The following is a 22,792-nucleotide window of genomic DNA, read 5'->3' as shown; positions in this document are numbered from 1 at the left end:
GTCGTTTATTTACATTCCGATGAAATTCAATGAGACAGTCTATTCTGGGTCCCCTCTCTGCAGAGGCTTTCCTGCAGGGCTATTGGCAAAAGAAACCCCTGCTGATTCGCCAGGCCATAGCGGATTTTCAGTCGCCTCTCTCAGCCGATGAGCTGGCAGGTCTGACTCTGGAAGAAGAAGTTGAGTCCCGCATTGTTCTGGAGAAGGGAGAAACTCCGTGGGAACTGAGACGAGGACCTTTTAGTGAATCTGACTTTACCTGTCTGCCTCCCAGTCACTGGACACTTCTGGTTCAGGCTGTGGATCACTGGGTTCCCGATGTTCACTCGCTGCTGGATTACTTTGACTTTCTGCCCTCCTGGCGCCTTGAAGACATCATGATCAGCTATGCAACCGATGGGGGTTCAGTGGGTCCTCACTACGATCATTTTGATGTTTTCCTGATTCAGGCCGAAGGCAAAAGGCGCTGGCAAGTCGGCCCGGTCTACGATGCCAGCTCACCAAAACTGGAAAACACTGACCTTCATATCCTGTCAGAGTTTGAAGTTCAGGAAGATTATGTCCTTGAACCGGGTGATATGCTCTATTTGCCACCCGGTGTCGGTCATCATGGCGCTGCCGAAGGCGAATGCATGACTATTTCAGTAGGCTTCCGGGCTCCCAGTCATCGCGAAATTCTAATGCAGTTTACTGACTTTATCGCCGATCAGCTGCCAGAAAGTCTTCGCTATTCAGACCCCGACCAGACTTTGCCCGAACGCGAAGGCGAGATTGATGAAAAAACCCTGGATCGTCTGCAGACAATCCTGAAAGAGCATATAGAAGATCGTGCAATGCTGGCAGACTGGTTTGGAGAGATGATGACTCAACCCAAACACGAGCAGCCTGTCGAAGAGCCCTGGCAAAATTGGGAAGCCTTTAAGGAAGAGGCTGCAGGAGTTGATCTGGTGCTTAATGAGGGCTCAAGGCTTGCTTTCAGGGAAGAGAGAAATTCCCTGACACTGTTTGCTGATGGTGACGCCTACAAATGTCACTCTGAGGAGGCAACAAACCTGGCTCAACAGTTGTGTCAGGACTCACAACTGGCATCCGATCATTGGTGCTCTGTCGTAGATAATGAAACACGGGAGCTAGTGCTCGACTTGATTAACTCAGGCTGTATCTACCCGCTCTTTGAAGAAGATGGTGTGGGCTCATGATCGACATCCTACCCGACCTAAAGAGGGTGTCGCAAAAGCCCAACAACTCGTTTCCACGCTCTGCGAGGGTGTCGCAAACCTTCAACAGCTCGTTCTCACGCTCTGAAGTCGTCATTCCCGCGAAGGCGGGAATCCAGCGCCAACGGTGGATCTCTGCCTTCTCGGGGATGACAAGGCCAGGGGGACACCGGGCAGTATGGTTCTGGTGGAGAGTCAGTCTGGATTCCCGCCTTCGCGGGAATGACGAGAATGAAGCCGGGAATGACGAGAATGAAGCCGGGAATGACGAGAATGAAGCCGGGAATGACGAGACTGAAGTCGGCAATGACGGGAGTCAGCGCGTTCCCGCGCCGGAGATAGTTTTGCGACACCCTCTCTGCGCGGGAATGCATACCTCCCCTGAAAAGCGGACTCTGCAGCTCGAGATAAGTATGGGTTCCCACGCAGGGACCCACAGGGACTAAAAGCATGGGAACCAGAGTTTTGCGACATCCTCTAAAGGACGGGGATTCCTGTTAGTCACCCGACAGGTTCCTGTTTCACAGTTCGTTGCTCAGGGAACAAGCGAGGGCGCCTAGCCCAATGTTCCCCAAGTCTCACACGAACTCCGCAGGCTTAACATTCCTCCAGCCCGGAGGTAGGTCTGCGAGAGACGTAAGGTTTGATAGTTCATGGGCTTGCTCTACGCAAGCCGAAGCCGAGCTTACATCCCCATCCTCAAAGTATGGGGTTTTACGCTTATTCGATAAGAGTGAAAGCAAGCAATCACTCATGCATCTGTAGTTGTGTGATTTTCACTTTGCGATAGCCAATTAGTTCTGTTTCTTTGAAAGATTACCCAGACATCTTACGGCCCTAAAATTTCACTGATACAGAATCCCCGCAGAAATTTTAATTACGACTATTCTGGTTAAATTATTTTAAAGAATGCAGATGAAGCAATGACCATACAACATGCCTTTAAGTTATTTTCGTTTTCAATATTTTTGTTTATTTGTCAGCATGGTCTGGCAAACGACACTTACAACCTTGAAGAATTTCGCCAGTATTATATAAAAAACTGGAAGCCCACTTCAAAACAACAACAAGACAAAGATAATTCCATCATAAACCCATTTAAAAATATTCGTATTGGCTTTTTCAGGCTAAATTTAACGACTGACGATGTATATGGAGATGATCGGCTGGAAATTTATAATGACTTTCTGTTTGATGAGCAAGACTTTAGGCATCTTTTAAACTTTTACTCTAATTACGTGAACATAGGGGGTCCTCAATATCGGCATGGGCGCATTCAGAAAATGTTGAGATTGATGTTTCATATATTCACTATAAATGTGACCACGAAAATCAGGCCGATAGATCGAATGAAAATGAATGCAATGGCGACAAGACTCTTCGAACAATTATTTAAGTCTCCAACCATCAATGGCGGAGCAAACCCTCATTACAACTATTTCAATTTAGGTATAGCACCTATGCTACCTGATTATGACAATATAAATGACGTTTTTGCCCTGATGTTTCTTGCTTTTCTTAGCCCTCATGTTCTTTCCATGCAAGACTTTGATCCGTACTTTGATCAGGTGCTCCTGCACTTTACCCGAAACAGCTATCATCAAGCGGTATCCGATTCTCTGATGTCTGGTAATATCAGCGAATATCAATCTCCGCAAGGCTTTGCCCATCAGCTCAAAGCGGCAAATCTGGACAGTGAAACTGCGCTTTTGATCGCTTTATGCGCAATGGGAAGAGCTTCTCACCATTACATCGAATTAGGACTGGTTTGGCCAAAAACACTGGAAGAAGTGCTGCAAAGATTTTTGCGAAATGACTTTCTGAGCAGAAGCTACCTGTTTATGGCAAACGACGACTACAAAAAAATACTTTCTATGCCCGCAGCCCTGCATAGCCGTGAAAGCATGCAAGAGTTCACACACATAATTCTGGGAATTGACATGGCATCCTTGCCTGTATTAGTGGAGGATGATAGGCCAGATTTCGACTATTACGGGAGTTCAGACAGTGAAGATTCCGATGAAGGAATGGTATCAGACTATAACAGCGAGGTGTCAGAAGGAGCAGTGGGAGGAGCCGCACGAGAAACCCAGGGATGCAGGATTTGCTCAAGACCAACGGATGATAATATTCCATCAGAAAACTGCACACGCTCTGTTGTCTGCAGTGTCTGTATTGAAAGCACTTTGAAGGAATAGAGGGGCAGTCCGGTATGTCGGAACAATAACACAGCGCTGTGATCGCCTGATTACCAGAGGTTCAGCTATGGTGTCGTATCTCATGACTGGCACCCGGTCAATGGTCTTCTGTCATGGACAATAAAACACAGGAATGGCTTCTTGACTTCATTTACTCAGGCACTAACCGTTCTTGGGGAAAAATGCCAAAGACTGATGAACAAGAGTGAAAACAAACAATCAAACGCTCATCACTAGCAGCCTGTCGGATTTAAGCGTCCGTAGCGAGGATTGCAAGAAATTGAGGATAAAAATCTCTGTTTCTGAGGAGAATAGCGAGCTATTTGACGAAGAAACAGAGATTTTTAGACCAATTTATTGCAACCGCAGTAGGACAGTCTTAAGTCCGACAGGCTGCTAGTTTAATGATCTTCCCCCTGCGATCGCAGTCGACGGTAACCAGATGGCTTAAGTCGTTGCTGAAGGTAGCTGATGTAACCGAATCCCAATGGGAAATAGTGGCTTTTTCTACCCATGATCCATCAGTTGCCTGGCCAATAATTTTCGCCGTGTTATCTTTACTGGCAGTCACCACATGACGGCCATCGGCACTGAAGGTGACCGACCTGACCGGAAGCGTATGGTAAATGATGGATTTTTCTTTCCACAATCCACCGTCCTCACGGCCATAAATTATCACTCTGCAATCTTCACAGGCGATAACCACATGACGGCCATCGGCGCTGAAGGTGGCTGAATTGACGTTGTCGTAGCCATGGTGGATGTTGACTTTTTCTTCCCATAATCGACTCGCATCCGCCTTCTGGCCATAAATTATCACCCTGCCATCTATACAAGTGGTGACCACACGGCAGCCATCGGGGCTGAAAGAGGCTGTTATGACCAAATTCCCATGAACAATAGTGGCTTTTTCTTTCCATGTTCCATCGTCCTCATAGCCATGGATTTTCACACTGTAATCATCACTGGCGGAAACCACATGGTGTCCATCGGCGCTGAAGGTGGCTGATCTGACGACTTCATCATGGTAAATGGTGGCTTGTTCCTCCCATTTTCCGCCCGCCTTCTGGGCGTAGATTTTCGCCGTGCCATCGTAACTGGCGGTCACCACATGGCGACCATCGGCGCTAAAAGTAGCCGAGATAACCCAGTCACCATGAGAAATTCTGGCTTTTTCCAGCAATGATCCATCGGACTCCAGACTGCAGATTTTCGCTGTTTTATCGTCGCTGGCGGTGACCACATGGTGGCCATTGGCGCTGAAAGAAGCTGAATTGACACTTTTACCATGGACAATGATGGCTTTTTCTTTCCATAATCCATCGTCCTCATGACCATAGATTTTCGCCATGTTGTTGTCATCGGTAGTCACCAGACGGCGGCTATCAGGGCTGAAGTTAGCCGAGCTGATATAACCATTATGGTGAACGGTGGCTTGTTCTTCCCATGTTCCATTGGCCTTCCAACTGAAGATTTTTGCGGTTTTATCGTCACTGGTGGTCACGACGTGGCGCCCATCGTCGCTGAAGGTGGCTGATCTGACCCAGTCATCATGGGAAATGATGGCTTTTTCTTGCCATGATCCATTGTCCTCCTGGTCATAGATTTTCGCCGTGCAATCATTACTGGCAGTCACCAGGTGGAGGCCATCGGTACTGAAAGTGGCCGATCTGATAGGGCGTCTATGGGAAATAGTGGCTTTCGTCTCTAAACTGAACGTTTTGCATTGCGACATTAAATCAGTGTTGTTGAAAAAGACCAGAGCAGGAAAATAAGCATTCTTTCGGCGTTTTATAAGTGATCGGGTTAACACTTGATTATTCGTAAAATGCCCCACCCAACGGCTGAGTTGTTCATCATTTTTTGCGGAGATAACTGTCTTTAGTAACGACTGGTGTGTTGAAGAAAAGCGGCGATACCACGCCTTTGCCAGAATATCTTCTCCTTTAATAAGCTCACGAAAGTAGCTGCACACCTGCTTTAAACGGGCAATATCTTTAAGTCTCAAACAGCCAATAATTTTCAATTGTGTCAGGCTGGGCAAATTGAGTAGTGAACGTTCATCCTTGTCCGCTACAGTAATTTTCCTGCCTGCACTGACACCCATACCCGTTGGTAATCGCCCAGATATAGATTGTCCAGGCGTTGTTGAGCGAGAAATATCAGGGTTGTTATTGATTCGATCCATGGGTGGTTGCTCCACACCTCGTATTTATCTTCAATTAGAAAGAGTCAATTAGAAAAGACGTTCGGAATTGACGCTGTATGTTCGACGCGTTTTTAAAGTAAAAGTTCATAATATGTTTTTAAGCGCAACTGAACAAAGTTTCTGTCTTCCAACATACTCAGAATGACTGACTTCAATCAGTCAGAGCTCCATGGAGCTGTAAGACTTGGAATTTTCATTTTCCACGTCTCAAATCAAGAAAAGTTGAAGCTGATTTCTTAGGTAGATATGTCCTGTCAAGTACTGGATTTCTGAGTCTTTGACAGATTAACCAGTCATTTTTTGGCCTTCAGGCTTTACTGAAAAAAAGCCCAACGGCAGGCTTGTTAGTTACTATTCTAATGAGGTTGTTTTAACTAATTGAAGGCAAGGTTATGATCCTGGATCGCTCCTTTATGGTGCTTTTGTTTTCAGTGTTTTTTTTCTTTCAGCAGGGGCTGGCAAAGGATACCTATGACCTTGAAGAGTTTCGCCAGTATTTTAAAAAAAACCGGAATCCACCTTCGAAAGAACAACAAGAGGGCGCAGATAATTCGATCGTGAGTCCCTTTGAAAATATTCGTATTGGCTTTTTCAGACTGAATTTAACGGCTGACGATGTATCTGGAGATGATCGACTGGAAATACATAATGATTTTTTGCTTGATGAGCAAGACTTTAGAAATCTGTCAAACTTTTACTTTAACTATGTCAACATTGGGGATTCTCAACATCGGCATGGGCGCATTCAGAAAATACTAAGGCTTATATTTCGTATATTCACTGTAAATACGACCACGGAAAACAGCCCGGAAGATCAGGAGCTAATACAGGCAATGGCAAAAAGCCTTTTTGATCCATTGTTTTATAATCAAACCAACGCTGACGGGATTAACCCCTATTACACTATTTTCAATCCAGATTCACCAGAATTCCTGTCTCATCATATCAATATTGATAACAGTTTAGCCCTGATGTATTTTACTTTTCTTGGTCCTTATGTTCTTACCATGAATACCTTCTTACATCATTCTGATGTTCTGATTAGACGTCTCACCCGAAACAGCTACCATCCGGCATTATCCAATTCACTGCTGTCTGGCAATATCAGCGAATATTATTCTGCGCAAGGCTTTGCCAATCAGCTCAAAGCAGCGAACCTGGACACTGAAACAGCCCTTTTAATCGGGCTATGCACCATGGCAAGAGCTTCTTCAATGTGTACGAATTTACATTGGAGCTGGCCAGAGACGCTGGAAGCACTGTTGAAAAAATTCATGTCCACTGGAATTTTGGGTAACTGCTTCAATGCTATTTCGCTCCTACGCCAAGGACCCTTTGCTTCTGTACCCGAGTTTTCGCATAGCTATCAAGGCATGCGAGAGTTTGCATACAATATTCTGGGTCTTGACATTAACTTCACACCCTCGCGTTTATTAGCTAAAGAAATCTATTCACATTCAGGCATTCCCGGCAATCTGTCGGACCATTCTCTCCAGGATACCGGTTCTTCCCGTAATTTTGACTCTGGCTGGCGTTCAGAAAATCAAGGTTCCAACAATGGAACAACGCTGGAAGCAGGAGCAATTGAGGGAGCCACAGAAGGACGTCAGGAATGTTTGATTTGTTCAGGATCACTGGAAGATAAAACAATATCAGAAAACTTCATACGCTCTGTTTTTGCACAGCCTGTACTAAGAACATTTTAAAGGACTAGAAAAGAAGGGAAGCCATGCTTCCCTTTAATCTTTCCTGCTGTTCTGACACTCTTTCCGGCCTTTACTGGGCTGACTCAGGCGGACCTTCGGTAATAACTACGGGGCTATTGGAGCGGTTCAAACCTTCAAAAGCCTCCAGTCTCACAGGCTTATGGCGTACTTCCTTCCAATGCTTTTCCCAATCGTTATCGAAATCGTTCTCACCTTCCTGGTAAGTGTTGTCGCCCAGTTTATCAGCGATCACTTTGATACTGTTTTTAATGATTTCCAATTTTTCATTTTCATGTTCAGAATTGTAATTGGCAAAGTTTGCAATCTCATGTTCTGCCAGCACCTTTCTAGCGGTATCCCAAAGTTTATGAAAATCAGCTCGCTCCATAAGCTGGTCGTCCCATGGAATGAGGGTAACGGGCTCCTCACCTGGAAAGGCAATGGTCACTTTGAGATCTTTTGGAGCATTCTTTGGATTATCCAGAGCCCCCTTGGCTCGATTTAATAAGGAAAACTCCTCATAGCGATTGGAGATCGGAGCTGCTTCATTCAGCTTCTCCTTCTGCCTGGCAATGAGTTGATCCTTAGTCATGGTTTCAAGCTCTCTGAACTCCCTGAAGGCTTTTTCTTCGGGAGTCTCGGGTGCCGGAGGTGCCGGTGGTGCCGGTGGTGCCGGTGGTGCCGGTGGTGCCGGTGGTGCCGGTGGTACCGGTGGTGCCGGTGGTGCCGGTGGTACCGGTGGTGCCGGTGGTACCGGTGGTGCCGGTGGTTCTTCGCCGGGTCTCAGCCCCGGTGTATTTTCGGGGTTTGAAGAATCTATTCTTCTTTCGCTTAAAGGCGTATCAGGCGTCTTTTTTTGCTGAAGCTGGCTTAACTGATGATCAGGGTTCACAGGACCACTGATTTTATGAGTTTTTGAATTCCCGTCATTTGATAAAGGGTCGTTGCCACCTGTACTTCCAGACGGTGTTTGAAGATGACTACCATTCCCTCTGATTTCCATGCCACTGCTCATATGCTGCTCCTTTCCTGTTAATCGCCATGACCAGAGTCATCGGCAAAGTGCATTCCTGATTGAGTTGGAAACTCTCCTCAGAGGGTCAACTTCCTCTGTCCATATAAGGTTTGATTCTGAAAGATCTAAAAGGTTCCTTCACATTCCACTTTTTTTCACTCTCAGATTCGAGCTTAAGAAGCGGTTTGTCAGCAACAATTGAGTCGGCATGAAGTGATCTCTGCAAGCAGATCACCGCAAACGATGGGGAATATGATCATCAAAAAAGGCCACTCCTGAAACAGAAGCAGCCTTTTAGGAGAAGCAGAGCTTCGGGAAGATGACTACATCATGCCACCCATACCGCCCATACCACCCATGCCGCCCATGTCAGGCATAGCAGGAGCAGCAGCGTCAGCGGGCTCATCAGCAACCATGGCTTCAGTAGTGATCATCAGACCTGCAACAGAAGCAGCCGCCTGCAGGGCAGAACGGGTTACTTTAGCAGGGTCCAGAATACCCATTTCGATCATGTCGCCGTACTCGCCGGTAGCAGCATTGTAACCGAAGTTGCCTTCGCCGGATTTAACCTTATCAACAACAACAGAAGCTTCATCACCGGAGTTGGAAGCAATCTGACGGATTGGACCTTCAAGAGCGCGCAGAATCAGCTCAACACCGGCTTTCTGCTCAGCATTCGCCGTTTCAACAGAGATCTTGGAGAGCGCGCGAACCAGAGCAACACCACCACCAGCTACAACGCCTTCTTCCACAGCTGCGCGGGTAGCGTGCAGAGCGTCTTCTACACGAGCCTTTTTCTCTTTCATTTCCACTTCGGTCGCAGCGCCAACCTTGACCACAGCAACACCGCCAGCCAGCTTGGCAACACGCTCTTGCAGTTTTTCCTTGTCGTAGTCGGAGGAGGAGTTTTCGATCTCGGCACGGATCTGCTCAACACGGGAAATGATATCAGCCTGGTTGCCAGCACCATCAACAAGGGTGGTGTCTTCCTTGGTGATGGCTATACGCTTGGCAGAACCCAGGTCTTCCAGAGAAGCGGCTTCCAGAGACAGACCCACCTCTTCAGAAATAACAGTACCACCGGTCAGGATCGCTATGTCCTGCAGCATGGCTTTGCGACGGTCACCGAAGCCAGGCGCTTTAACAGCAGCTACCTTAACAATGCCACGCATGTTATTTACAACCAGAGTGGCCAGAGCTTCGCCTTCAACATCTTCAGCGATGATCAGCAGAGGCTTGCCAGCTTTGGCTACGTTTTCCAGTACTGGCAGCAGATCACGAATGTTGGAGATCTTTTTGTCAACCAGCAGGATGAAAGGATTTTCCAGTTCAGCAGACATGCTTTCCTGGTTGTTGATGAAGTAAGGAGAGAGGTAGCCACGATCGAACTGCATACCTTCTACTACGTCCAGTTCATTTTCCAGACCGGAACCTTCTTCAACGGTGATAACACCTTCCTTGCCAACTTTCTCCATGGCTTCAGCGATGATCTGACCCACCAGCTCATCGGAGTTAGCGGAGATAGTGCCTACCTGAGCGATGGACTTGCTGTCTTCGCAAGGTGTGGCCATAGCTTTCAGTTGTTCAACAACAGCCGCTACCGCCTTGTCGATGCCACGCTTGAGATCCATTGGATTCATGCCGGCAGCTACGTACTTCAGACCTTCGTTCAGAATAGACTGCGCCAGTACAGTTGCAGTGGTCGTACCATCACCCGCCTGGTCGTTGGCCTGGGATGCGACTTCCTTAACCAGCTGAGCACCCATGTTCTGGAATTTGTCAGCCAGCTCGATTTCCTTGGCTACAGATACACCATCTTTAGTGATGGTTGGAGCGCCGAAAGACTTTTCCAGCAGAACGTTACGGCCTTTTGGACCCAAAGTCGCTTTTACAGCGTCGGCCAGAATGTTGACGCCTTCCAGCATTTGTTTGCGAGCTTCGTCGCCGAACTTAACCTGTTTTGCTGCCATGATGGGTAATCCTTTGGAAATTTAAAACAGTTGCTATGAAATCGGGGTTCCGGGATCAGTCTTCCAGAACAGCGTAGATTTCGCTCTCGGATACGATGATCAGCTCTTCACCGTCAATCTTCACGGTGTCAGAACCAGCGTACTTACCAAAAATGACTTTGTCGCCGACGCTCACACCCACAGGACGCTTTTCACCGTTGTCCAGAAATACGCCGTCACCGACAGCCACTACCACACCCTGGTTTGGCTTTTCAGTAGCAGAACCTGGCAACACGATACCGCCAGCAGAGGTAGTGGTTTCTTCTTCACGACGAACGACCACGCGATCACGCAACGGACGGATTTTCATCGATGTATCTCTCCAACTGTTTATGCCGAAAAATCAGCAATCAACTCTTGTAAAACGGTCTGACTTGCATCGCCAGAACCGAACCCAATTATCGGTACTAAGTAGGTAGGGGTGGCTTTTGTCTTTTCAAGGGGGTACTAAGATTTTTTTTCATCTTCGCGCTTGAACTCACCCTCAAGGGTCTGGTGAATCCCCCGGTTAGTGTCGACGTCTTCACGGTAGTATTCACCCTCAAAGGTGTTGGATGACGCCTGCCAGCGACCATTTTTGATCATTCGTCTTACCAGCATACTGCGCACCGGGGGAATGAGCAGAACCAGCCCGATAAAATCGGTGATAAAGCCGGGAACCATCAGCAACACTCCGCCCAGGGCGGTTACAAAACCTTTCAGCAATTCCAGTGCAGGCTTCTCGCCACGATTCATTTTCTCTCGGGCCTTGAGCATGGTACGAAAACCCTGACGACGGATGACCGCCATACCTGCCACCATACCCAGGATAACCAGAGCCAGTGTATTAAGTGCGCCAATATAACTACCTACCTTGATCAGCACGACCAGTTCAAGAGCAGGGAGCAGTAAAAAAATCCAAACGGGGAAGCGCATAGAAGCCTCCAGAGACAATGGTGCTTCTTATATAATGTTAATTGTGCAAACTTCAAGAGTTTAGACGCAAAAAGCCCCGAACACGTCGGGGCTTTTTGCTAAAAGCAAAGCCTGTTATCAGGCCACTTTAGCCATCTCAACCAGAGTCTTGCGTACTGCCATTGGCTCATCCACTTCTGTCGGGAAAGGAATACGAACCAGCCTGTCTTTCAGTAGCAGGTGCATGCCAGTGGCATCAATACCTGCCATCTTTGGCTCAACACCTTCCGGAAGATCAATATCAGCAGCTTTGCAGTACTTCACCATCGCCTCGACATGATCTTCGTTCATATGCTTGACCATGCCCTTTTCTACGCTGCCGTAAAATGGGTTTTCACGAGTCATCAGCTCATTTTTTACCCAGAAAATCTGACCAAAACCACCGATGAAACGAGCACGCTTCAGATGAATTCGGTAGAAGTCAAAACCATGGGTTTTGTGATACTGAGCAGAAGGTGGGAAGAAAGAGTAGTAACGTTGCTCCAACTCCTTAAGTTCTTCGCTGTCCGTTGCAATCTTTTCTGCATCACCCATCCAGGTCAGACGGCCAGCCTTATGGATATCGTCTACACCACTCTGGGTAATAATCAAGGAAACCTTGGGGTTGGCTTCAATGTTTTTGGTGTGCTGGGCGAGGTCACTGATCAGGATGATCGGGCTGCCCTGCCCGTCGAGGCAGTAAGGCATAACAGAACCAAACGGATACCCGGGCACATCATCAGAGTGAGTCGACAAAATACCGTGGTACTCATTCAAAAGTAAGTTGCGTGCGTCGTGCGCCGCCTGAACCTTAGGTTCCATCTGTTTCCCCCTGAATTTTCATATCATAAAACATACCACTTATAACCACTGCCTTTGAAGATTTCCCAAATCCAGCGGGTATATTTCGATATGTAGAATACTGCTGATCAACCTATAGCCGGAATCAACTATCTATAGCTGGAATCAACTATGGCTGAATATTAAGACACCTGTTTCAGGTATTTTTCGGCGATTATATATTAATGAGAGTGATTATCAATAAGATTTTCATGCGCTGTTAGCCGCTAATCACCAGGCAGACATGCAATCATTGAACAATACCGCAGACTGTTAACGTTGGAACTTTGTTCGAGCATTGAGGTCTGAATGCTCAGGATGGCTGGTAACGCACTTAAATCAGCCCATTTACCTCAATTTAACTTACAGGAATTTCGTTATGCAGATCGGTAATCCAATGGCTCAAAGCCTGTCAATGGGACAGCCTGCTTCCACATCAGCCAATGCCTCTGAGGAGGGGGTGTTTAGAAATATCAGGAAAGTTTTTTCCTGGTATGATCCGATGGAGGGAACCAGGACAAAATTATTACCCAGCTTAGCACTCGTGGCGGGGACTGCTTCTGCAGGAGCGGTTTCCCTGGATGCTTTGGTAAAGAACTGGCCCCCTGTCACTGTGCCAACCGGCACAGGTCTGGCCGATCGCGCTGTTGCCGTGCTGGAAGATACCGTTCAGAGACATCCATGGGTCTGCGGTGCCGCCGTCGGAGCAGCAACAGCTTTCGTAGGGTTGAACATGCTTGCCAGTAGTCTGAAGCCATTGGCCAAAGAGTGTATAGAAGCTGCCCGGGACGGGGTGAGGCATGAGCTTCACAGGGACTTTCAAGAAATCACGGTTCTCAAAGAGCTGATTGCTCAACATCAGAAAAAGATGTTGGAACTTAAGCCTCTTCTATCGGAGGAGGAAGCAAGATACAAAAAACATTCACAGGAAGCCTATGAGAATCGCCTGGCCGAGTTCTGGCAAGAAGCTAATAGTATGGCGGGGCATTTGAAAAGTTATGTCGATGGCTTGCTGTCGTCTGGCCGCAGTTATCGGAGAAATGTCCTGCGTGGAGATAACCCGGCTCATCTTTACAGGGCTGGTGTGGAGTTAGAAAGGTTTGTCAGCAGGGAGAATCAGGACTATTCATTCCTTTCCCAACGACAACTGCTTGATGCACTCAGACCTGTCTTAAGTGAGGATGAATTAAAGAGAGTTAAAATCATACTCCGAAACTTTCCTATCAAACCCTCCCTTTTCGTCCATCGCGGGCCAATAGCCAGAGAGTACGCAGAAATTCAGGAACAAAACGCATCAGACCAAAGAGAGGTTGGCGGATTGCAATCCAAAATCAGAAAAGTGCTGGCCCAATACCCGATTTTAAATCCTGACGCTGCTGGCAATATCCCCAAACCTCCGGCTAAGGAGTTTGGGGGCTATATGCCAGAGTAATTTGATTGATGGTGTCGTCATTGAACTAAGGCCGGTTTGCGGGCTCAGAGAGGCTCCTTATCCACAAAAGCGCTTCTGACAGTGAAAGATATCGCTACATCCCTGGCTGATCAGGAAGAACTCTGACAAAGCAGCTCGTTCTAATGGCTGCTCCGCATAACAGAGCCGTTTATAGAGAATTCGTTGTGTTCCGTTACAATCACTAAGTGGTTTTCAGACGCAGAAGAACAGTAGAATGAATCTTGAACGAAGCAACATCCTGATCACCGGCGCTGCCCGTGGTCTGGGCAGGGCCATGGCGCTGCATCTGGCAAAAAAAGGCGCTGGCCTTGGACTGATAGATCTTGAAGGCGAAGCCCTGGATCAGGCGTTAAAAGAATGCTCTGAGCTGGGAGCAAAAACCATTGCCCTGCCCACCAATGTCGCCAATGAGCAGGAAGTAGAAAACAGTGTCAGGCTTGCCAGCGAGAAACTGGGCCCGCTCAATGGTCTTATCAATAATGCAGGCATCCTGCGTGACGGCTTACTGATCAGGACAAAAGACGGCAAGGTCACTGACAAGCTTTCATTGGCAAAATGGCAGTCAGTCATTGACGTCAATCTCACGGGTGTTTTTCTTTGTGGTCGTGAGGTGGCGGCCAGCATGATTGATTCAGGCAGCAAAGGATTGATTCTGAACATTGCCAGCATTTCCCGCTCAGGCAACTTTGGACAAACCAACTACTCCGCCGCTAAAGCCGGTGTCGTCGCCATGACAGTATCCTGGGCCAGGGAACTGGCTCGTTTTGGCATCAGGAGCGCTGCAATTGCACCGGGCATGATTGAGACTGAAATGACGCTGGGCATGAAGCCTGAAGCCCGCGCCAAAATGACTGCAGGTATTCCGGCTGGACGTATGGGCAAGCCTGAAGAGATTGCGGCAACTGTCGCCTTCATTTTTGAAAACGACTACTTCAATGGTCGTGTATTGGAACTGGATGGAGGTTTACGCCTGTGATTGGTCGCCGCAGAAGCTATTGGCCTCTGCGGCCAATCCTCGCTACCAGGAATAACCAATGCCCACCTTGATCTGACTGGAGGTTTTGTCAGCACCCTCTGTTGGAATACTGTCGTAATCCAGATAATGCATCAGGTTTAAAGAAAGACTTTCAGATAACCCCACCCTCAAACCATGCTCTCCATCAAACAACCACTGCCGACCTGAGTTCAGACGGTAAAACAGCTTACTGTTAAAGGAATACTCAAGGTTATCAATGAGCTTCTTCCGGTACACCAGCCCTGTTGTCACGGCCAGGTTTTTTTGGTTATCTTCCAGCTGATAATCTTCCCAGAGATGGGTCAGGCCGACAGTGGTAATCAAGGTTTCTTTGACCGTTTCCCTGAAGCGGTAACCTACCGACCCTCCCAGGGTCAGCCTTGATCTCAGATCTTCCGTGGAGTCGTACTCCTGCTCCAGAGAGCCCTGGACAAACCAGTGTTCAGTGAAATAGCGACTGTATGCATACCCCAGCTCCCACTCTTTGGTGGAAGAGTCTGAGTCTTCTTCTTTCTCTATTTCAATGTCCCACTTAAAACTGTTCTTGTTCCACTCGTCATTGATATCTAGATTGCCACTGAGCGTGAAGGTGGTTTCATTGTCCTCACCCTGATCACTGTCCAACCCAAAGTTGACTTTGCCTGCAATGTCCCAGTTAGAAGCCAGTACGGGTTGTTCACGGCGAATTTCTGCTACTGGCCAGGCGGCCGAGAAGCGCCGCTCAAAACCATCGGGATCCACAACCACCAGTTGATCGCCATTGCTCTTTAACTGACGCTGCTGAGCCTCTTTCTCACCAATCAAACCAATCCAGACGGGCTGATCGGTTTCAAGAGAACGAACATGACGCCAATTGATGGAAATATCTCCAGCATAACGGGTAGAAACAGTCAGTTTACCCGCTTCCAGCCCCATGATTTTGCCACTGATTACATCTCCATTTTCCATCCATATCTTATCCCCATGGACCATCGCTGCCATGCAGGAAAGAAGTAGTACCCAGACTTTGCGTAACCCAGGAAAACGGCCAATGCCCCTGAAACACTGGACCCCCATGAATACCCCTCGATGAATCGATGTCTTAATGCTTTATAAGGGGGACAAGAGTTCCAAATTAATGAAAGCTTAACAAGAGGGAAAGCCGCTATAGGCATCAGTTTTGCCTCTACAAACGGGTGCCTGGAACCAACAAAAAGGCAGAATCATCGTTTGTCTTGCCATCTTTAGGTGCTTCGTCGGGGAACACTGAAAAACTTTTCACGACAAATGGCCAACAGATTAAGATATGCTTGCAGCCTGTCGGACTTAAGCGTCCGTAGCGAGGATTGCAAGAAATTGAGGATAAAAATCTCTGTTTCTGAGGAGAATAGCGAGCTATTTGACGAAGAAACAGAGATTCTTAGACCAATTTATTGCAACCGCAGTAGGACAGTCTTATAGTCCGACAGACTGCTTGGCAAGTTAGCTGGTAATATCTATCCCTCGACTACTTTTCCAATCACTCTGGAGACCAGGCTTGCAAGCACCGTTCAGTCCATCCGATATCTGGCTCATCCTGACCAAAATACCCGAGGGTAAGGTGGTCACTTATGGACAACTGGCCAACATGGTCGGTGCTCCGGGCTATGCCCGGGTAGTGGGTAATATTATGAAGCAACTGCCTTCAGGTTCCGGACTTCCCTGGCACAGGGTCATCAATAGCAAGGGACAGATTTCGTTTCCGGAAACCAGCGCCAAGTATCAGCAACAGCAATCCTTGCTTGAGTCAGAAGGTATTACTTTTCTTAATGGCAAGGTCAATCTGAAGCTATATCAATGGAGTGGAGATTAAAGTTTGAACGATCAGGATCAGCACCCGGAAGACATTGCTCTGGCGATTGAAATTATTCGCCAGTTGGAAAACCTTAACTATCAACCCGAGACCATTCTCCAGGCAATGATGCATATTTGCAGGGATTCTCTCGGCAAGCTCCCCGAACAGGAAAAAGAACAATGGCAGGCAAAACTCATTGCCGAGATCAAACGCTAGGAGCCTGACCGAGAATAGCGCCCGTAGCGAGGACGGCAGAAAATTGAGGATGAAAATTCGGTTTTGTGAGGAGAATAGCGAGCTATTTGACGAACAAAAGCGGATTTTCAGACCAATTTGCTGCCGCCGCAGTAGGGCAGTCTATTCTCGGTCAGGCTGCTAGGAAGCTTATATTGTCCGCCCCTCCTAAACGGCTTCAAGTAAGCCAAAATGGAGTTAACCATTTAAACAGGATTAATCGGAGCGAACCACCCATGACTATATCCCGTTAGGCGTGGAGCAGGGCCAGAAGCCGACTGTCGAGCTCTACCCGAATGGATAAAGCGTTAACGTGTGCTACTTTTAAGAGCTGGCAAACCTTAATTAACGTGCATACAATAATTCTATGAAGTATGAAGTGACTCGAACGCGGGAGTTTGTCCGCTGGCAAACCCGACTGAAGGACCGTCAAGCCCGCAGGGCGGTTACCATGCGCTTGGTCCGTGCCCGTGCTGGCCACCTGGGCGACACCAAACCGTTGGGTGGTGGTGTCAGTGAAATGAGAATTTTTGCAGGCAAGGGTTACCGCCTTTATTTCACGATCCGTGAGGGTCAGCTGATTGTGTTGCTTTGCGCTGGCGACAAGTCCAGCCAGTCCAGAGACATAGAAAAAGCCAGACAGATCCTGAAAGACCTGGAGGAATAAACGATGAGTTTGAAATTGACACCCTTTGATCCTTTTGACCATGCCCTGACCGATGAAGACATTCCATGGTTTCTGACGGAGGCTTACCTTGATGAGGACCCCGCTGTGTTCATCATTGCCCTTGGGGATGTGGTAAAGCACAAAGGCGTGGCCGAGCTGGCCGAGCAGACCGGACTGAATCCCGAAAGCCTTTACAAAGCCTTCAACGGCAAGACTCAGCCCCGCTGGGATACGGTTCACCGCATTCTTAAGGCGCTGGGTGTCCGGTTGCAGGTGGCGGCCTGAGTTGGTTAAACCTTTGTGCCCTTGATAAAAGGGAGATTAAACGTTATGCCGAAGCTTATACCGGGCACTATATGGCCCACTGATGAAGAAGAGGCGGCCATCAATGCAGGCATTGCCGCTGGTCCTGACACATATGAACTTACTGACGAGGAGTTCAAACAATTACGCCCAGTGGGGCGACCCAAGGCCGAAGAGACCAAGGAGCGGATTACTATCCGGCTGTCACCCGAGGTGGTAGAATTTTTCCGCGCCACTGGCAAAGGCTGGCAGACCCGTATCAATGAAGCTTTGCGTGAACATGTGGTCAGGCATTCAGGGTGACAGCTCATGCGGCCTCCCCCTGCTCTGGTTTCACCGGATCCCCAGCCAGCCGAAACGCCACTTCAGTACTCCCACCCCCCGCAGATTGCGATGAGCATGTACAGTTGATGGCAATCAGGTAAAAACCGGCAACCTGAAACCTGATAGGAGACTTGGCCCTTGAGGCCGTCGGACTGATAAGGCCAGGTTGCGCGGATACCCATCAGGGCCAGAAGGTTAGACCTCATGAATAGGCCGAATGTAATTGCAGTTATCTTTGTTTGCAAGTTAAATGACCTCCGAGAGCCGGAGGCTTATTAGGTGACGCCCTCAAAGGGCTTTTATTGCGCCCAAGGGCGCGTGTCAAAACCAAGTTTCAGCTGATCTCGTGTTTCATCATTTTTCTCCTGATTTCGGATATATTCCCTAACCACATCTTCATCAAGACCTACTGTGCTGACAAAATACCCTCTTGCCCAGAAATGCTCACCAGAAAAATTCCTCTGCTTACCTTTGAAGTGTCTCGCAATAGCTATTGCGCATTTACCCTCCAAATAGCCAACAACATTTGAAACAGAATGTTTCGGCGGAATGCTAATGCAAATATGAACGTGATCTCGCATCAAATGCCCTTCCACAATTTCACACCCTTTGCGACTGGCAAGATCGTGGAAAATGGCTCCCAGAAATTTTCTCAAGCTCCCATAAATAACCTTTTGCCTCTTTTTGGGAATAAAGACAATGTGATACTTACAATCCCATCGAGTATGAGTCAGACTTTTGTAGTCTGGCATAAGTCAAACCTCTTGGTTCTTGGCGGAACCTTTGAGGTTAGCTACCGAAGCCTCGGTATAACCTATGCGAGTCTCCCCGGCATAGCCGGGGGTTTACCTAATGATTAATTAACAAAACAGGCTCTTGCAAAACGGGGCGGACCATATAAGCCTTCCAGGCGGGCTTTAAGCCCGCCTGGTGTCAATCGCGTGCAGCTTCCTCAGATTGCTCCATAAGCCTCTGCACGTAACTGATTAACAGCAGCACCGGCAAACCAAGAATAGCGGAGCCTGCAAAAAAGACAGGATAGTTCACTGCATCCACCACGCTACCGGAGTACCCCGCCAATAGTTTCGGTACAAGCGACATCAGCGAACTGAAGACTGCGTACTGCATCGCTGTGAATGCACGATTCGTCAAACCGGAGAGGAAAGCAACAAAGGCAGCAGAGGCAATACCTGCACTGAGATTGTCAGTTGCGATGACCACAGCCAGAATCCAGGTTTCAGGTTCCATTTGAGCCAGCAGGGAAAACAGCAGGTTACTGATAGCAGCCAATAGCCCACCGATCCAGAGAATTTTCATCACCCCGTAGCGAAGGGCTAACAATCCCCCCAGAAAACCACCGGCAATGGTCATTAACAGACCAAAGGTTTTGGTAACAGCTGCTATCTGTTCCTTGCTGTAACCCATATCCTTGTAGAACACATTAGCCACTGCCCCCATAACAATATCGGCAATCCGATAGGTGCCTACCAGCAGCAAAATATAGATCGCCAGTTTTCCGTAACGCGCAAAGAAATCAGCAAAAGGAGCCACATAGGTTTCTCTGACCATCCCCTTGGGCGCTACGTTCAGACTGATCATCAACCAGGCAGCCCCACCACCCAGAGCCACACTGAACAGCAATCGGAAAGATTCAGAAAAGAACCCTGCAACATGAACTGAAACACCGCCATCAACCAACATTGTTTTCAACTGGGAAGAGATCTCGGGAGTTAATGTAAAACCTGCAACAAAAGCCCCTGCCGCTACTACAAACAACCCCAGAAAACGAACATAGTCACTGGTGCCATAATCCTGAGAGAAGGCAGACTGATTGTTTTCAGGCTCTGGAATCAACAAGGTGGTGACAACCCCTACCAGCATGAACGCAGCCATACAGCGATAGACAGAAGCCCAGGCCTGGTAGTGATAAACGGATTCATCACCCCCTGAAAACCAGCTGGCCAGTGCCAGACTGCCAGCCCCGGCCACCAGCATGCCGACTCTGTAGCCCGCAATGTAGGCGGAAGACATCATGGCCTGAAGATCGCTCTCTGCAGCTTCTATCCGGTAGGCATCAATCACTATATCCTGTGTAGCAGATGAGAATCCCAGCATCACAGCCCCCACTGCAACCCAGGTCAATCCATAGACAGGATCATGACTCGCCATAAATAAAAGAGCAGCCATCACCGCGAACTGGGCGAGTAATAGCCAGGCTCTGCGACGCCCGAGACTTTTTGTCAACCATGGCAGAGGGACCCTGTCTACCAGAGGGGCCCAGACAAACTTGAAGGAGTAACCCAGGGCAGCCCAGCTAAAGAAGGTCACCATGCTGCGCTCAACACCCGCCTCCCTGAGCCAGATAGAAAGGCTGCTGAATATGAGTAATATGGGAAGGCCGGCTGAAAAACCAAGAAACAGAACACTGATGACCCTTGGATGCCTGAAGCTTTTCCATGCCTCTCCCCAGGAACGGGAAGAAGAGTCCATTAGTTGCATTCTGCTCCTCCGGGTTTGCTCTTCACAGATGTCAGCGAGTTCTTCGTTGAACTCATAGAAAGGTGCCCTGATAATAACATACCGTTAACGTCTTCCAGTGGTCGAATCTGGCAAATTTATTTTATAGAACTATCGGGAAAGTTTAATAAAAGCACACCTGAACATGCCGGGGAATATTTTTTTGTCTCGATGTTGATTTACCGGATGCCGGTTAACAGGAGAGGCAAGCCCCTCCTGCCAGAATCAGTCTCTGAAGTTGTTGTACTGCAGAGGCATCTCGGTATCCGCTTCTCTCAACAATGCAATAGCGGTCTGAAGATCATCACGCTTCTTACCCGTAACGCGAACCTGCTCACCCTGAATGGCTGGCTGTACCTTGAGCTTGGCATCCTTGATCATCTTGACGATTTTTTTGGCTTGCTCTTTATCCAGCCCCTGACGAACGATGACATCCTGTTTGACCTGTTTGCCAGAACCATAATGATCTTTCACTTCCAGACATTTAACATCAATGCCCCGCTTGACCATTTTGGTTTTCAGCATTTCAACCATTTGCAGCAGCTGGAAGTCAGCATCGGCCGTCATCACAATCTGGTTTTCACCGCTTTTTTCAAAGCTGGCTTCAACCCCTCTGAAATCATAACGGGTGGTCAGCTCACGGTTCGCCTGATCGACCGCATTGGTCAACTCGTGCATATCCACTTCTGAAACAATATCAAATGAAGGCATGAGGGATTCCCCAATCAACAAATTTTAAACGTTGACGACTATTGTATCCGAGAATCCCTGTTGAATGGCAAGCTTAGGTTGAACAGGGTATGGCAATCAGGATGATTGACCACGGTCTTCCAACCTGAAACCAATTCTGACGGTTACCTGAAAGTGTGCAATCTCACCATCCTCAACATGGCCCCGATGCTCCACCACTTCGTACCAGCCCAGGTGATTAAGAGTGACACTGGCAGTGGCAATAGCATTGCGAATAGCGTCATCGCTGCTGACAGTCGAGCTGCCTACCACTTCCAGGATTTTATAGATGTGTGCCATAAATACTCTCCACGACATTGGAACGTCAGGAGAAGTATAGACGTCCATTTAATCACGTTTGCCAAGAACAAACATTTGATAACCGAACTGTCCCAGGAATTTTCTGTAGATTTCCAGCTCAGTCTCAATATTCTTCAGCGCTAATGAGTCAGGCATGGCAGGTGACAAATCATGGATTCGTTTTTTCAGTGGTTCGGAGTAGTTATCCCAGGACTCCCGGCTTAGAGAAAAATGGTCGACTATATCATATCCGACAGCGTCCATTTGCTTGAGACGATTGCTGATCGTCTGCATATCAGGGTAGTCTTGCTGCCAATGGGCCATCGCTTCCTGATCCGGATTATCTGTTAGCCATACCAGGTCGCTTACCACCATGAAGCCACCGGGCCGCAGTAATGACTGCCATTGCGTCAGGGCTTTTTGGACCCCCATGATATAAGCACTGCCTTCCGACCAGATAAGATCAAAGCTTTCACTCTCAAAGGGCAATTCAGTCATGCTCACGCAAACGCTGGAAAGCCGTCCGGAAATATCCTGCTTCTCAAAACGCTCTTTTAATCGAGCCAGTGCTGACGCTTCATTATCTATGGCAGTGATGTGTGCTTCGGTATTGTCTATCAACACTCTGGTTGACAGGCCTTTGCCACAACCAATCTCCAGAATATCAGCAGGAGCTTCGGGCACCAGTGATAATGCTTTCAGCGTGTCTTTTTCACTGCCTGGACCCCAGCGTTCGAGGGTCTCATAAACTTTCATAAAGTCGATCATATAAGTCTCGTGATCATTCATATCTTTCGATAACCACTTCAATCTGAGGGCTTCTTTTTCACTAAAACCCTGTTTTACTAACCAGTTCAGATGAGCATCAGGAGCAACCTTATCGAGGTCTTCATGCCAGGCTCTGAGGTCACCCTCACCCAGCATGGCTGCCAACAGCGCTCGTGACTGCTGCTTCAGTGCAATGTCTTCATCAAGCTGCCTGAGGCGGTTTTTCAACAGGTCCCTGTCTATCTTTTTTTCAAGGCAAACTTTGCACTCTTTCAAAGTCAGCCCTCCCGCCTGCAGTTGCTGAATCAAGCGGACTCTTTGAAGGTCTTTATCACTGTAAAGACGGTAGCCATTTTCAAGTCTTTTACCTGAAATAAGCTGCTGCTTCTCGTAGTAGAGAAGCGCTGTACGTGAAAGCCCTACAGCGGCGGCTAACTCAGAAATCCGGTACACACTGATGCATCCTCAAACCATCAACAGGAAGGAACTTTAAGCTATAAAGCTGTAGACAGGTCAAGAAAAATTGAATGATCGAGAACAAA

At 48.0% G+C, this 22,792-nt stretch carries 24 protein-coding genes; 11 read left to right on the top strand and 13 right to left on the bottom strand.

Annotation, left to right across the window (positions count from 1 at the left end; all coding sequences use genetic code 11):
* Window positions 1-29: 29 nt before the first annotated feature.
* Complete coding sequence (locus tag ACO6VG_RS12625; protein ID WP_422474214.1) at window positions 30-1,199, top strand: JmjC domain-containing protein; 1,170 nt, start codon at window positions 30-32, stop codon at window positions 1,197-1,199.
* A gap of 95 nt (window positions 1,200-1,294) precedes the next feature.
* Here the strand turns inward: ACO6VG_RS12625 and ACO6VG_RS12620 are convergent, their stop codons facing one another.
* Window positions 1,295-1,570 (bottom strand): hypothetical protein, encoded by a 276-nt coding sequence (locus tag ACO6VG_RS12620; RefSeq protein ID WP_422474212.1) that lies wholly within the window; start codon window positions 1,568-1,570, stop codon window positions 1,295-1,297.
* A gap of 570 nt (window positions 1,571-2,140) precedes the next feature.
* Between ACO6VG_RS12620 and ACO6VG_RS12615 the strand changes: the two genes are divergently transcribed.
* On the top strand, window positions 2,141-3,415 hold the full coding sequence (locus ACO6VG_RS12615) for a hypothetical protein (protein WP_422474210.1): 1,275 nt from the start codon (window positions 2,141-2,143) through the stop codon (window positions 3,413-3,415).
* A 379-nt stretch (window positions 3,416-3,794) separates the two neighbouring features.
* On the opposite strand, the gene ACO6VG_RS12610 is transcribed toward ACO6VG_RS12615, so the two are convergent.
* The gene (locus tag ACO6VG_RS12610; RefSeq protein WP_422137264.1) at window positions 3,795-5,603 is read right to left on the bottom strand and encodes an F-box/WD repeat-containing protein; all 1,809 of its coding nucleotides are present in this window, start codon (window positions 5,601-5,603) and stop codon (window positions 3,795-3,797) included.
* 413 nt (window positions 5,604-6,016) lie between these two features.
* Here ACO6VG_RS12610 and ACO6VG_RS12605 point away from each other — a divergent pair, with 413 nt between their 5' ends.
* A complete protein-coding gene (locus tag ACO6VG_RS12605) occupies window positions 6,017-7,330 on the top strand; it encodes a hypothetical protein (RefSeq protein WP_422474208.1) in 1,314 nt (437 codons plus the stop codon).
* A gap of 70 nt (window positions 7,331-7,400) precedes the next feature.
* On the opposite strand, the gene ACO6VG_RS12600 is transcribed toward ACO6VG_RS12605, so the two are convergent.
* On the bottom strand, window positions 7,401-7,922 hold the full coding sequence (locus ACO6VG_RS12600) for a hypothetical protein (protein WP_422132596.1): 522 nt from the start codon (window positions 7,920-7,922) through the stop codon (window positions 7,401-7,403).
* Here ACO6VG_RS12600 and ACO6VG_RS12595 point away from each other — a divergent pair.
* On the top strand, window positions 7,921-8,193 hold the full coding sequence (locus ACO6VG_RS12595) for a hypothetical protein (RefSeq protein WP_422474206.1): 273 nt from the start codon (window positions 7,921-7,923) through the stop codon (window positions 8,191-8,193). The two genes, ACO6VG_RS12600 and ACO6VG_RS12595, sit on opposite strands and share 2 nt — an antisense overlap.
* A gap of 475 nt (window positions 8,194-8,668) precedes the next feature.
* Here ACO6VG_RS12595 and groL read toward each other — a convergent pair whose 3' ends face one another.
* The 4 genes from groL to ACO6VG_RS12575 all read right to left on the bottom strand — a co-directional run bounded on the left by groL (window position 8,669) and on the right by ACO6VG_RS12575 (window position 12,109).
* Entirely contained in the window at window positions 8,669-10,315 is a 1,647-nt protein-coding gene (groL, locus tag ACO6VG_RS12590; RefSeq protein WP_422132594.1) for a chaperonin GroEL, read from the bottom strand.
* Window positions 10,316-10,370: 55 nt separating this feature from the next.
* Window positions 10,371-10,664 carry a co-chaperone GroES gene (locus ACO6VG_RS12585; protein WP_257252343.1) on the bottom strand — a complete coding sequence of 98 codons (294 nt, stop codon included), beginning with the start codon at window positions 10,662-10,664 and terminating at the stop codon, window positions 10,371-10,373.
* Between the two features lie 137 nt (window positions 10,665-10,801).
* Entirely contained in the window at window positions 10,802-11,269 is a 468-nt protein-coding gene (locus ACO6VG_RS12580; RefSeq protein ID WP_422132593.1) for an FxsA family protein, read from the bottom strand.
* A gap of 117 nt (window positions 11,270-11,386) precedes the next feature.
* Complete coding sequence (locus ACO6VG_RS12575; RefSeq protein ID WP_422132592.1) at window positions 11,387-12,109, bottom strand: HugZ family protein; 723 nt, start codon at window positions 12,107-12,109, stop codon at window positions 11,387-11,389.
* A 397-nt stretch (window positions 12,110-12,506) separates the two neighbouring features.
* Here ACO6VG_RS12575 and ACO6VG_RS12570 point away from each other — a divergent pair, with 397 nt between their 5' ends.
* Together ACO6VG_RS12570 and ACO6VG_RS12565 are read left to right on the top strand one after the other, a co-directional pair.
* Complete coding sequence (locus ACO6VG_RS12570; RefSeq protein WP_422474204.1) at window positions 12,507-13,559, top strand: hypothetical protein; 1,053 nt, start codon at window positions 12,507-12,509, stop codon at window positions 13,557-13,559.
* A gap of 235 nt (window positions 13,560-13,794) precedes the next feature.
* The gene (locus ACO6VG_RS12565) at window positions 13,795-14,556 is read left to right on the top strand and encodes an SDR family oxidoreductase (RefSeq protein ID WP_422132590.1); all 762 of its coding nucleotides are present in this window, start codon (window positions 13,795-13,797) and stop codon (window positions 14,554-14,556) included.
* A gap of 42 nt (window positions 14,557-14,598) precedes the next feature.
* Here ACO6VG_RS12565 and ACO6VG_RS12560 read toward each other — a convergent pair whose 3' ends face one another.
* Window positions 14,599-15,543: a DUF481 domain-containing protein gene (locus ACO6VG_RS12560; protein WP_422132589.1), complete on the bottom strand. Its 945-nt coding sequence runs from the start codon at window positions 15,541-15,543 to the stop codon at window positions 14,599-14,601.
* 568 nt (window positions 15,544-16,111) lie between these two features.
* Between ACO6VG_RS12560 and ACO6VG_RS12555 the strand changes: the two genes are divergently transcribed.
* The 5 genes from ACO6VG_RS12555 to ACO6VG_RS12535 all read left to right on the top strand — a co-directional run bounded on the left by ACO6VG_RS12555 (window position 16,112) and on the right by ACO6VG_RS12535 (window position 17,915).
* Window positions 16,112-16,426, top strand: a complete 315-nt coding sequence (locus ACO6VG_RS12555; protein ID WP_422132588.1) for an MGMT family protein — start codon at window positions 16,112-16,114, stop codon at window positions 16,424-16,426.
* A gap of 3 nt (window positions 16,427-16,429) precedes the next feature.
* Window positions 16,430-16,624 carry a hypothetical protein gene (locus ACO6VG_RS12550; RefSeq protein WP_422132587.1) on the top strand — a complete coding sequence of 65 codons (195 nt, stop codon included), beginning with the start codon at window positions 16,430-16,432 and terminating at the stop codon, window positions 16,622-16,624.
* A 397-nt stretch (window positions 16,625-17,021) separates the two neighbouring features.
* Window positions 17,022-17,309, top strand: a complete 288-nt coding sequence (locus ACO6VG_RS12545) for a type II toxin-antitoxin system RelE/ParE family toxin (RefSeq protein WP_422137258.1) — start codon at window positions 17,022-17,024, stop codon at window positions 17,307-17,309.
* Window positions 17,310-17,312: 3 nt separating this feature from the next.
* A complete protein-coding gene (locus tag ACO6VG_RS12540) occupies window positions 17,313-17,594 on the top strand; it encodes an addiction module antidote protein (RefSeq protein ID WP_422132585.1) in 282 nt (93 codons plus the stop codon).
* A 45-nt stretch (window positions 17,595-17,639) separates the two neighbouring features.
* Complete coding sequence (locus ACO6VG_RS12535; RefSeq protein WP_422132584.1) at window positions 17,640-17,915, top strand: BrnA antitoxin family protein; 276 nt, start codon at window positions 17,640-17,642, stop codon at window positions 17,913-17,915.
* Window positions 17,916-18,235: 320 nt separating this feature from the next.
* Here the strand turns inward: ACO6VG_RS12535 and tnpA are convergent, their stop codons facing one another.
* From tnpA to ACO6VG_RS12510, 5 genes are all read right to left on the bottom strand, one after another.
* Complete coding sequence (gene tnpA, locus ACO6VG_RS12530; RefSeq protein WP_422132583.1) at window positions 18,236-18,688, bottom strand: IS200/IS605 family transposase; 453 nt, start codon at window positions 18,686-18,688, stop codon at window positions 18,236-18,238.
* A gap of 181 nt (window positions 18,689-18,869) precedes the next feature.
* Window positions 18,870-20,435, bottom strand: a complete 1,566-nt coding sequence (locus ACO6VG_RS12525) for an AmpG family muropeptide MFS transporter (protein WP_422132582.1) — start codon at window positions 20,433-20,435, stop codon at window positions 18,870-18,872.
* Between the two features lie 243 nt (window positions 20,436-20,678).
* Window positions 20,679-21,164, bottom strand: a complete 486-nt coding sequence (locus tag ACO6VG_RS12520) for a YajQ family cyclic di-GMP-binding protein (RefSeq protein ID WP_422132581.1) — start codon at window positions 21,162-21,164, stop codon at window positions 20,679-20,681.
* 96 nt (window positions 21,165-21,260) lie between these two features.
* Complete coding sequence (locus ACO6VG_RS12515) at window positions 21,261-21,482, bottom strand: dodecin (protein ID WP_317142992.1); 222 nt, start codon at window positions 21,480-21,482, stop codon at window positions 21,261-21,263.
* A 48-nt stretch (window positions 21,483-21,530) separates the two neighbouring features.
* On the bottom strand, window positions 21,531-22,703 hold the full coding sequence (locus tag ACO6VG_RS12510; RefSeq protein ID WP_422137256.1) for a MerR family transcriptional regulator: 1,173 nt from the start codon (window positions 22,701-22,703) through the stop codon (window positions 21,531-21,533).
* Between the last annotated feature and the right edge of the window lie 89 nt (window positions 22,704-22,792).

The organism is Endozoicomonas sp. ALB032 (genome assembly GCF_049310125.1).
Lineage (GTDB): Bacteria > Pseudomonadota > Gammaproteobacteria > Pseudomonadales > Endozoicomonadaceae > Endozoicomonas_A.
This window is presented reverse-complemented; position numbering and strand designations above follow the sequence as displayed.

What these genes read in the sequence shown, in the direction of transcription:
- ACO6VG_RS12625 (WP_422474214.1), top strand. Translation starts at nt 30, where the DNA reads ATGAGACAGTCTATTCTGGGTCCCCTCTCTGCAGAGGCTTTCCTGCAG.
- ACO6VG_RS12615 (WP_422474210.1), top strand. Translation starts at nt 2,141, where the DNA reads ATGACCATACAACATGCCTTTAAGTTATTTTCGTTTTCAATATTTTTG.
- ACO6VG_RS12610 (WP_422137264.1), bottom strand. Translation starts at nt 5,603, where the DNA reads ATGGATCGAATCAATAACAACCCTGATATTTCTCGCTCAACAACGCCT.
- ACO6VG_RS12605 (WP_422474208.1), top strand. Translation starts at nt 6,017, where the DNA reads ATGATCCTGGATCGCTCCTTTATGGTGCTTTTGTTTTCAGTGTTTTTT.
- ACO6VG_RS12595 (WP_422474206.1), top strand. Translation starts at nt 7,921, where the DNA reads ATGGTTTCAAGCTCTCTGAACTCCCTGAAGGCTTTTTCTTCGGGAGTC.
- ACO6VG_RS12600 (WP_422132596.1), bottom strand. Translation starts at nt 7,922, where the DNA reads ATGACTAAGGATCAACTCATTGCCAGGCAGAAGGAGAAGCTGAATGAA.
- groL (WP_422132594.1), bottom strand. Translation starts at nt 10,315, where the DNA reads ATGGCAGCAAAACAGGTTAAGTTCGGCGACGAAGCTCGCAAACAAATG.
- ACO6VG_RS12585 (WP_257252343.1), bottom strand. Translation starts at nt 10,664, where the DNA reads ATGAAAATCCGTCCGTTGCGTGATCGCGTGGTCGTTCGTCGTGAAGAA.
- ACO6VG_RS12580 (WP_422132593.1), bottom strand. Translation starts at nt 11,269, where the DNA reads ATGCGCTTCCCCGTTTGGATTTTTTTACTGCTCCCTGCTCTTGAACTG.
- ACO6VG_RS12575 (WP_422132592.1), bottom strand. Translation starts at nt 12,109, where the DNA reads ATGGAACCTAAGGTTCAGGCGGCGCACGACGCACGCAACTTACTTTTG.
- ACO6VG_RS12570 (WP_422474204.1), top strand. Translation starts at nt 12,507, where the DNA reads ATGCAGATCGGTAATCCAATGGCTCAAAGCCTGTCAATGGGACAGCCT.
- ACO6VG_RS12565 (WP_422132590.1), top strand. Translation starts at nt 13,795, where the DNA reads ATGAATCTTGAACGAAGCAACATCCTGATCACCGGCGCTGCCCGTGGT.
- ACO6VG_RS12560 (WP_422132589.1), bottom strand. Translation starts at nt 15,543, where the DNA reads ATGGAAAATGGAGATGTAATCAGTGGCAAAATCATGGGGCTGGAAGCG.
- ACO6VG_RS12540 (WP_422132585.1), top strand. Translation starts at nt 17,313, where the DNA reads ATGAGTTTGAAATTGACACCCTTTGATCCTTTTGACCATGCCCTGACC.
- ACO6VG_RS12535 (WP_422132584.1), top strand. Translation starts at nt 17,640, where the DNA reads ATGCCGAAGCTTATACCGGGCACTATATGGCCCACTGATGAAGAAGAG.
- tnpA (WP_422132583.1), bottom strand. Translation starts at nt 18,688, where the DNA reads ATGCCAGACTACAAAAGTCTGACTCATACTCGATGGGATTGTAAGTAT.
- ACO6VG_RS12525 (WP_422132582.1), bottom strand. Translation starts at nt 20,435, where the DNA reads ATGCAACTAATGGACTCTTCTTCCCGTTCCTGGGGAGAGGCATGGAAA.
- ACO6VG_RS12520 (WP_422132581.1), bottom strand. Translation starts at nt 21,164, where the DNA reads ATGCCTTCATTTGATATTGTTTCAGAAGTGGATATGCACGAGTTGACC.
- ACO6VG_RS12515 (WP_317142992.1), bottom strand. Translation starts at nt 21,482, where the DNA reads ATGGCACACATCTATAAAATCCTGGAAGTGGTAGGCAGCTCGACTGTC.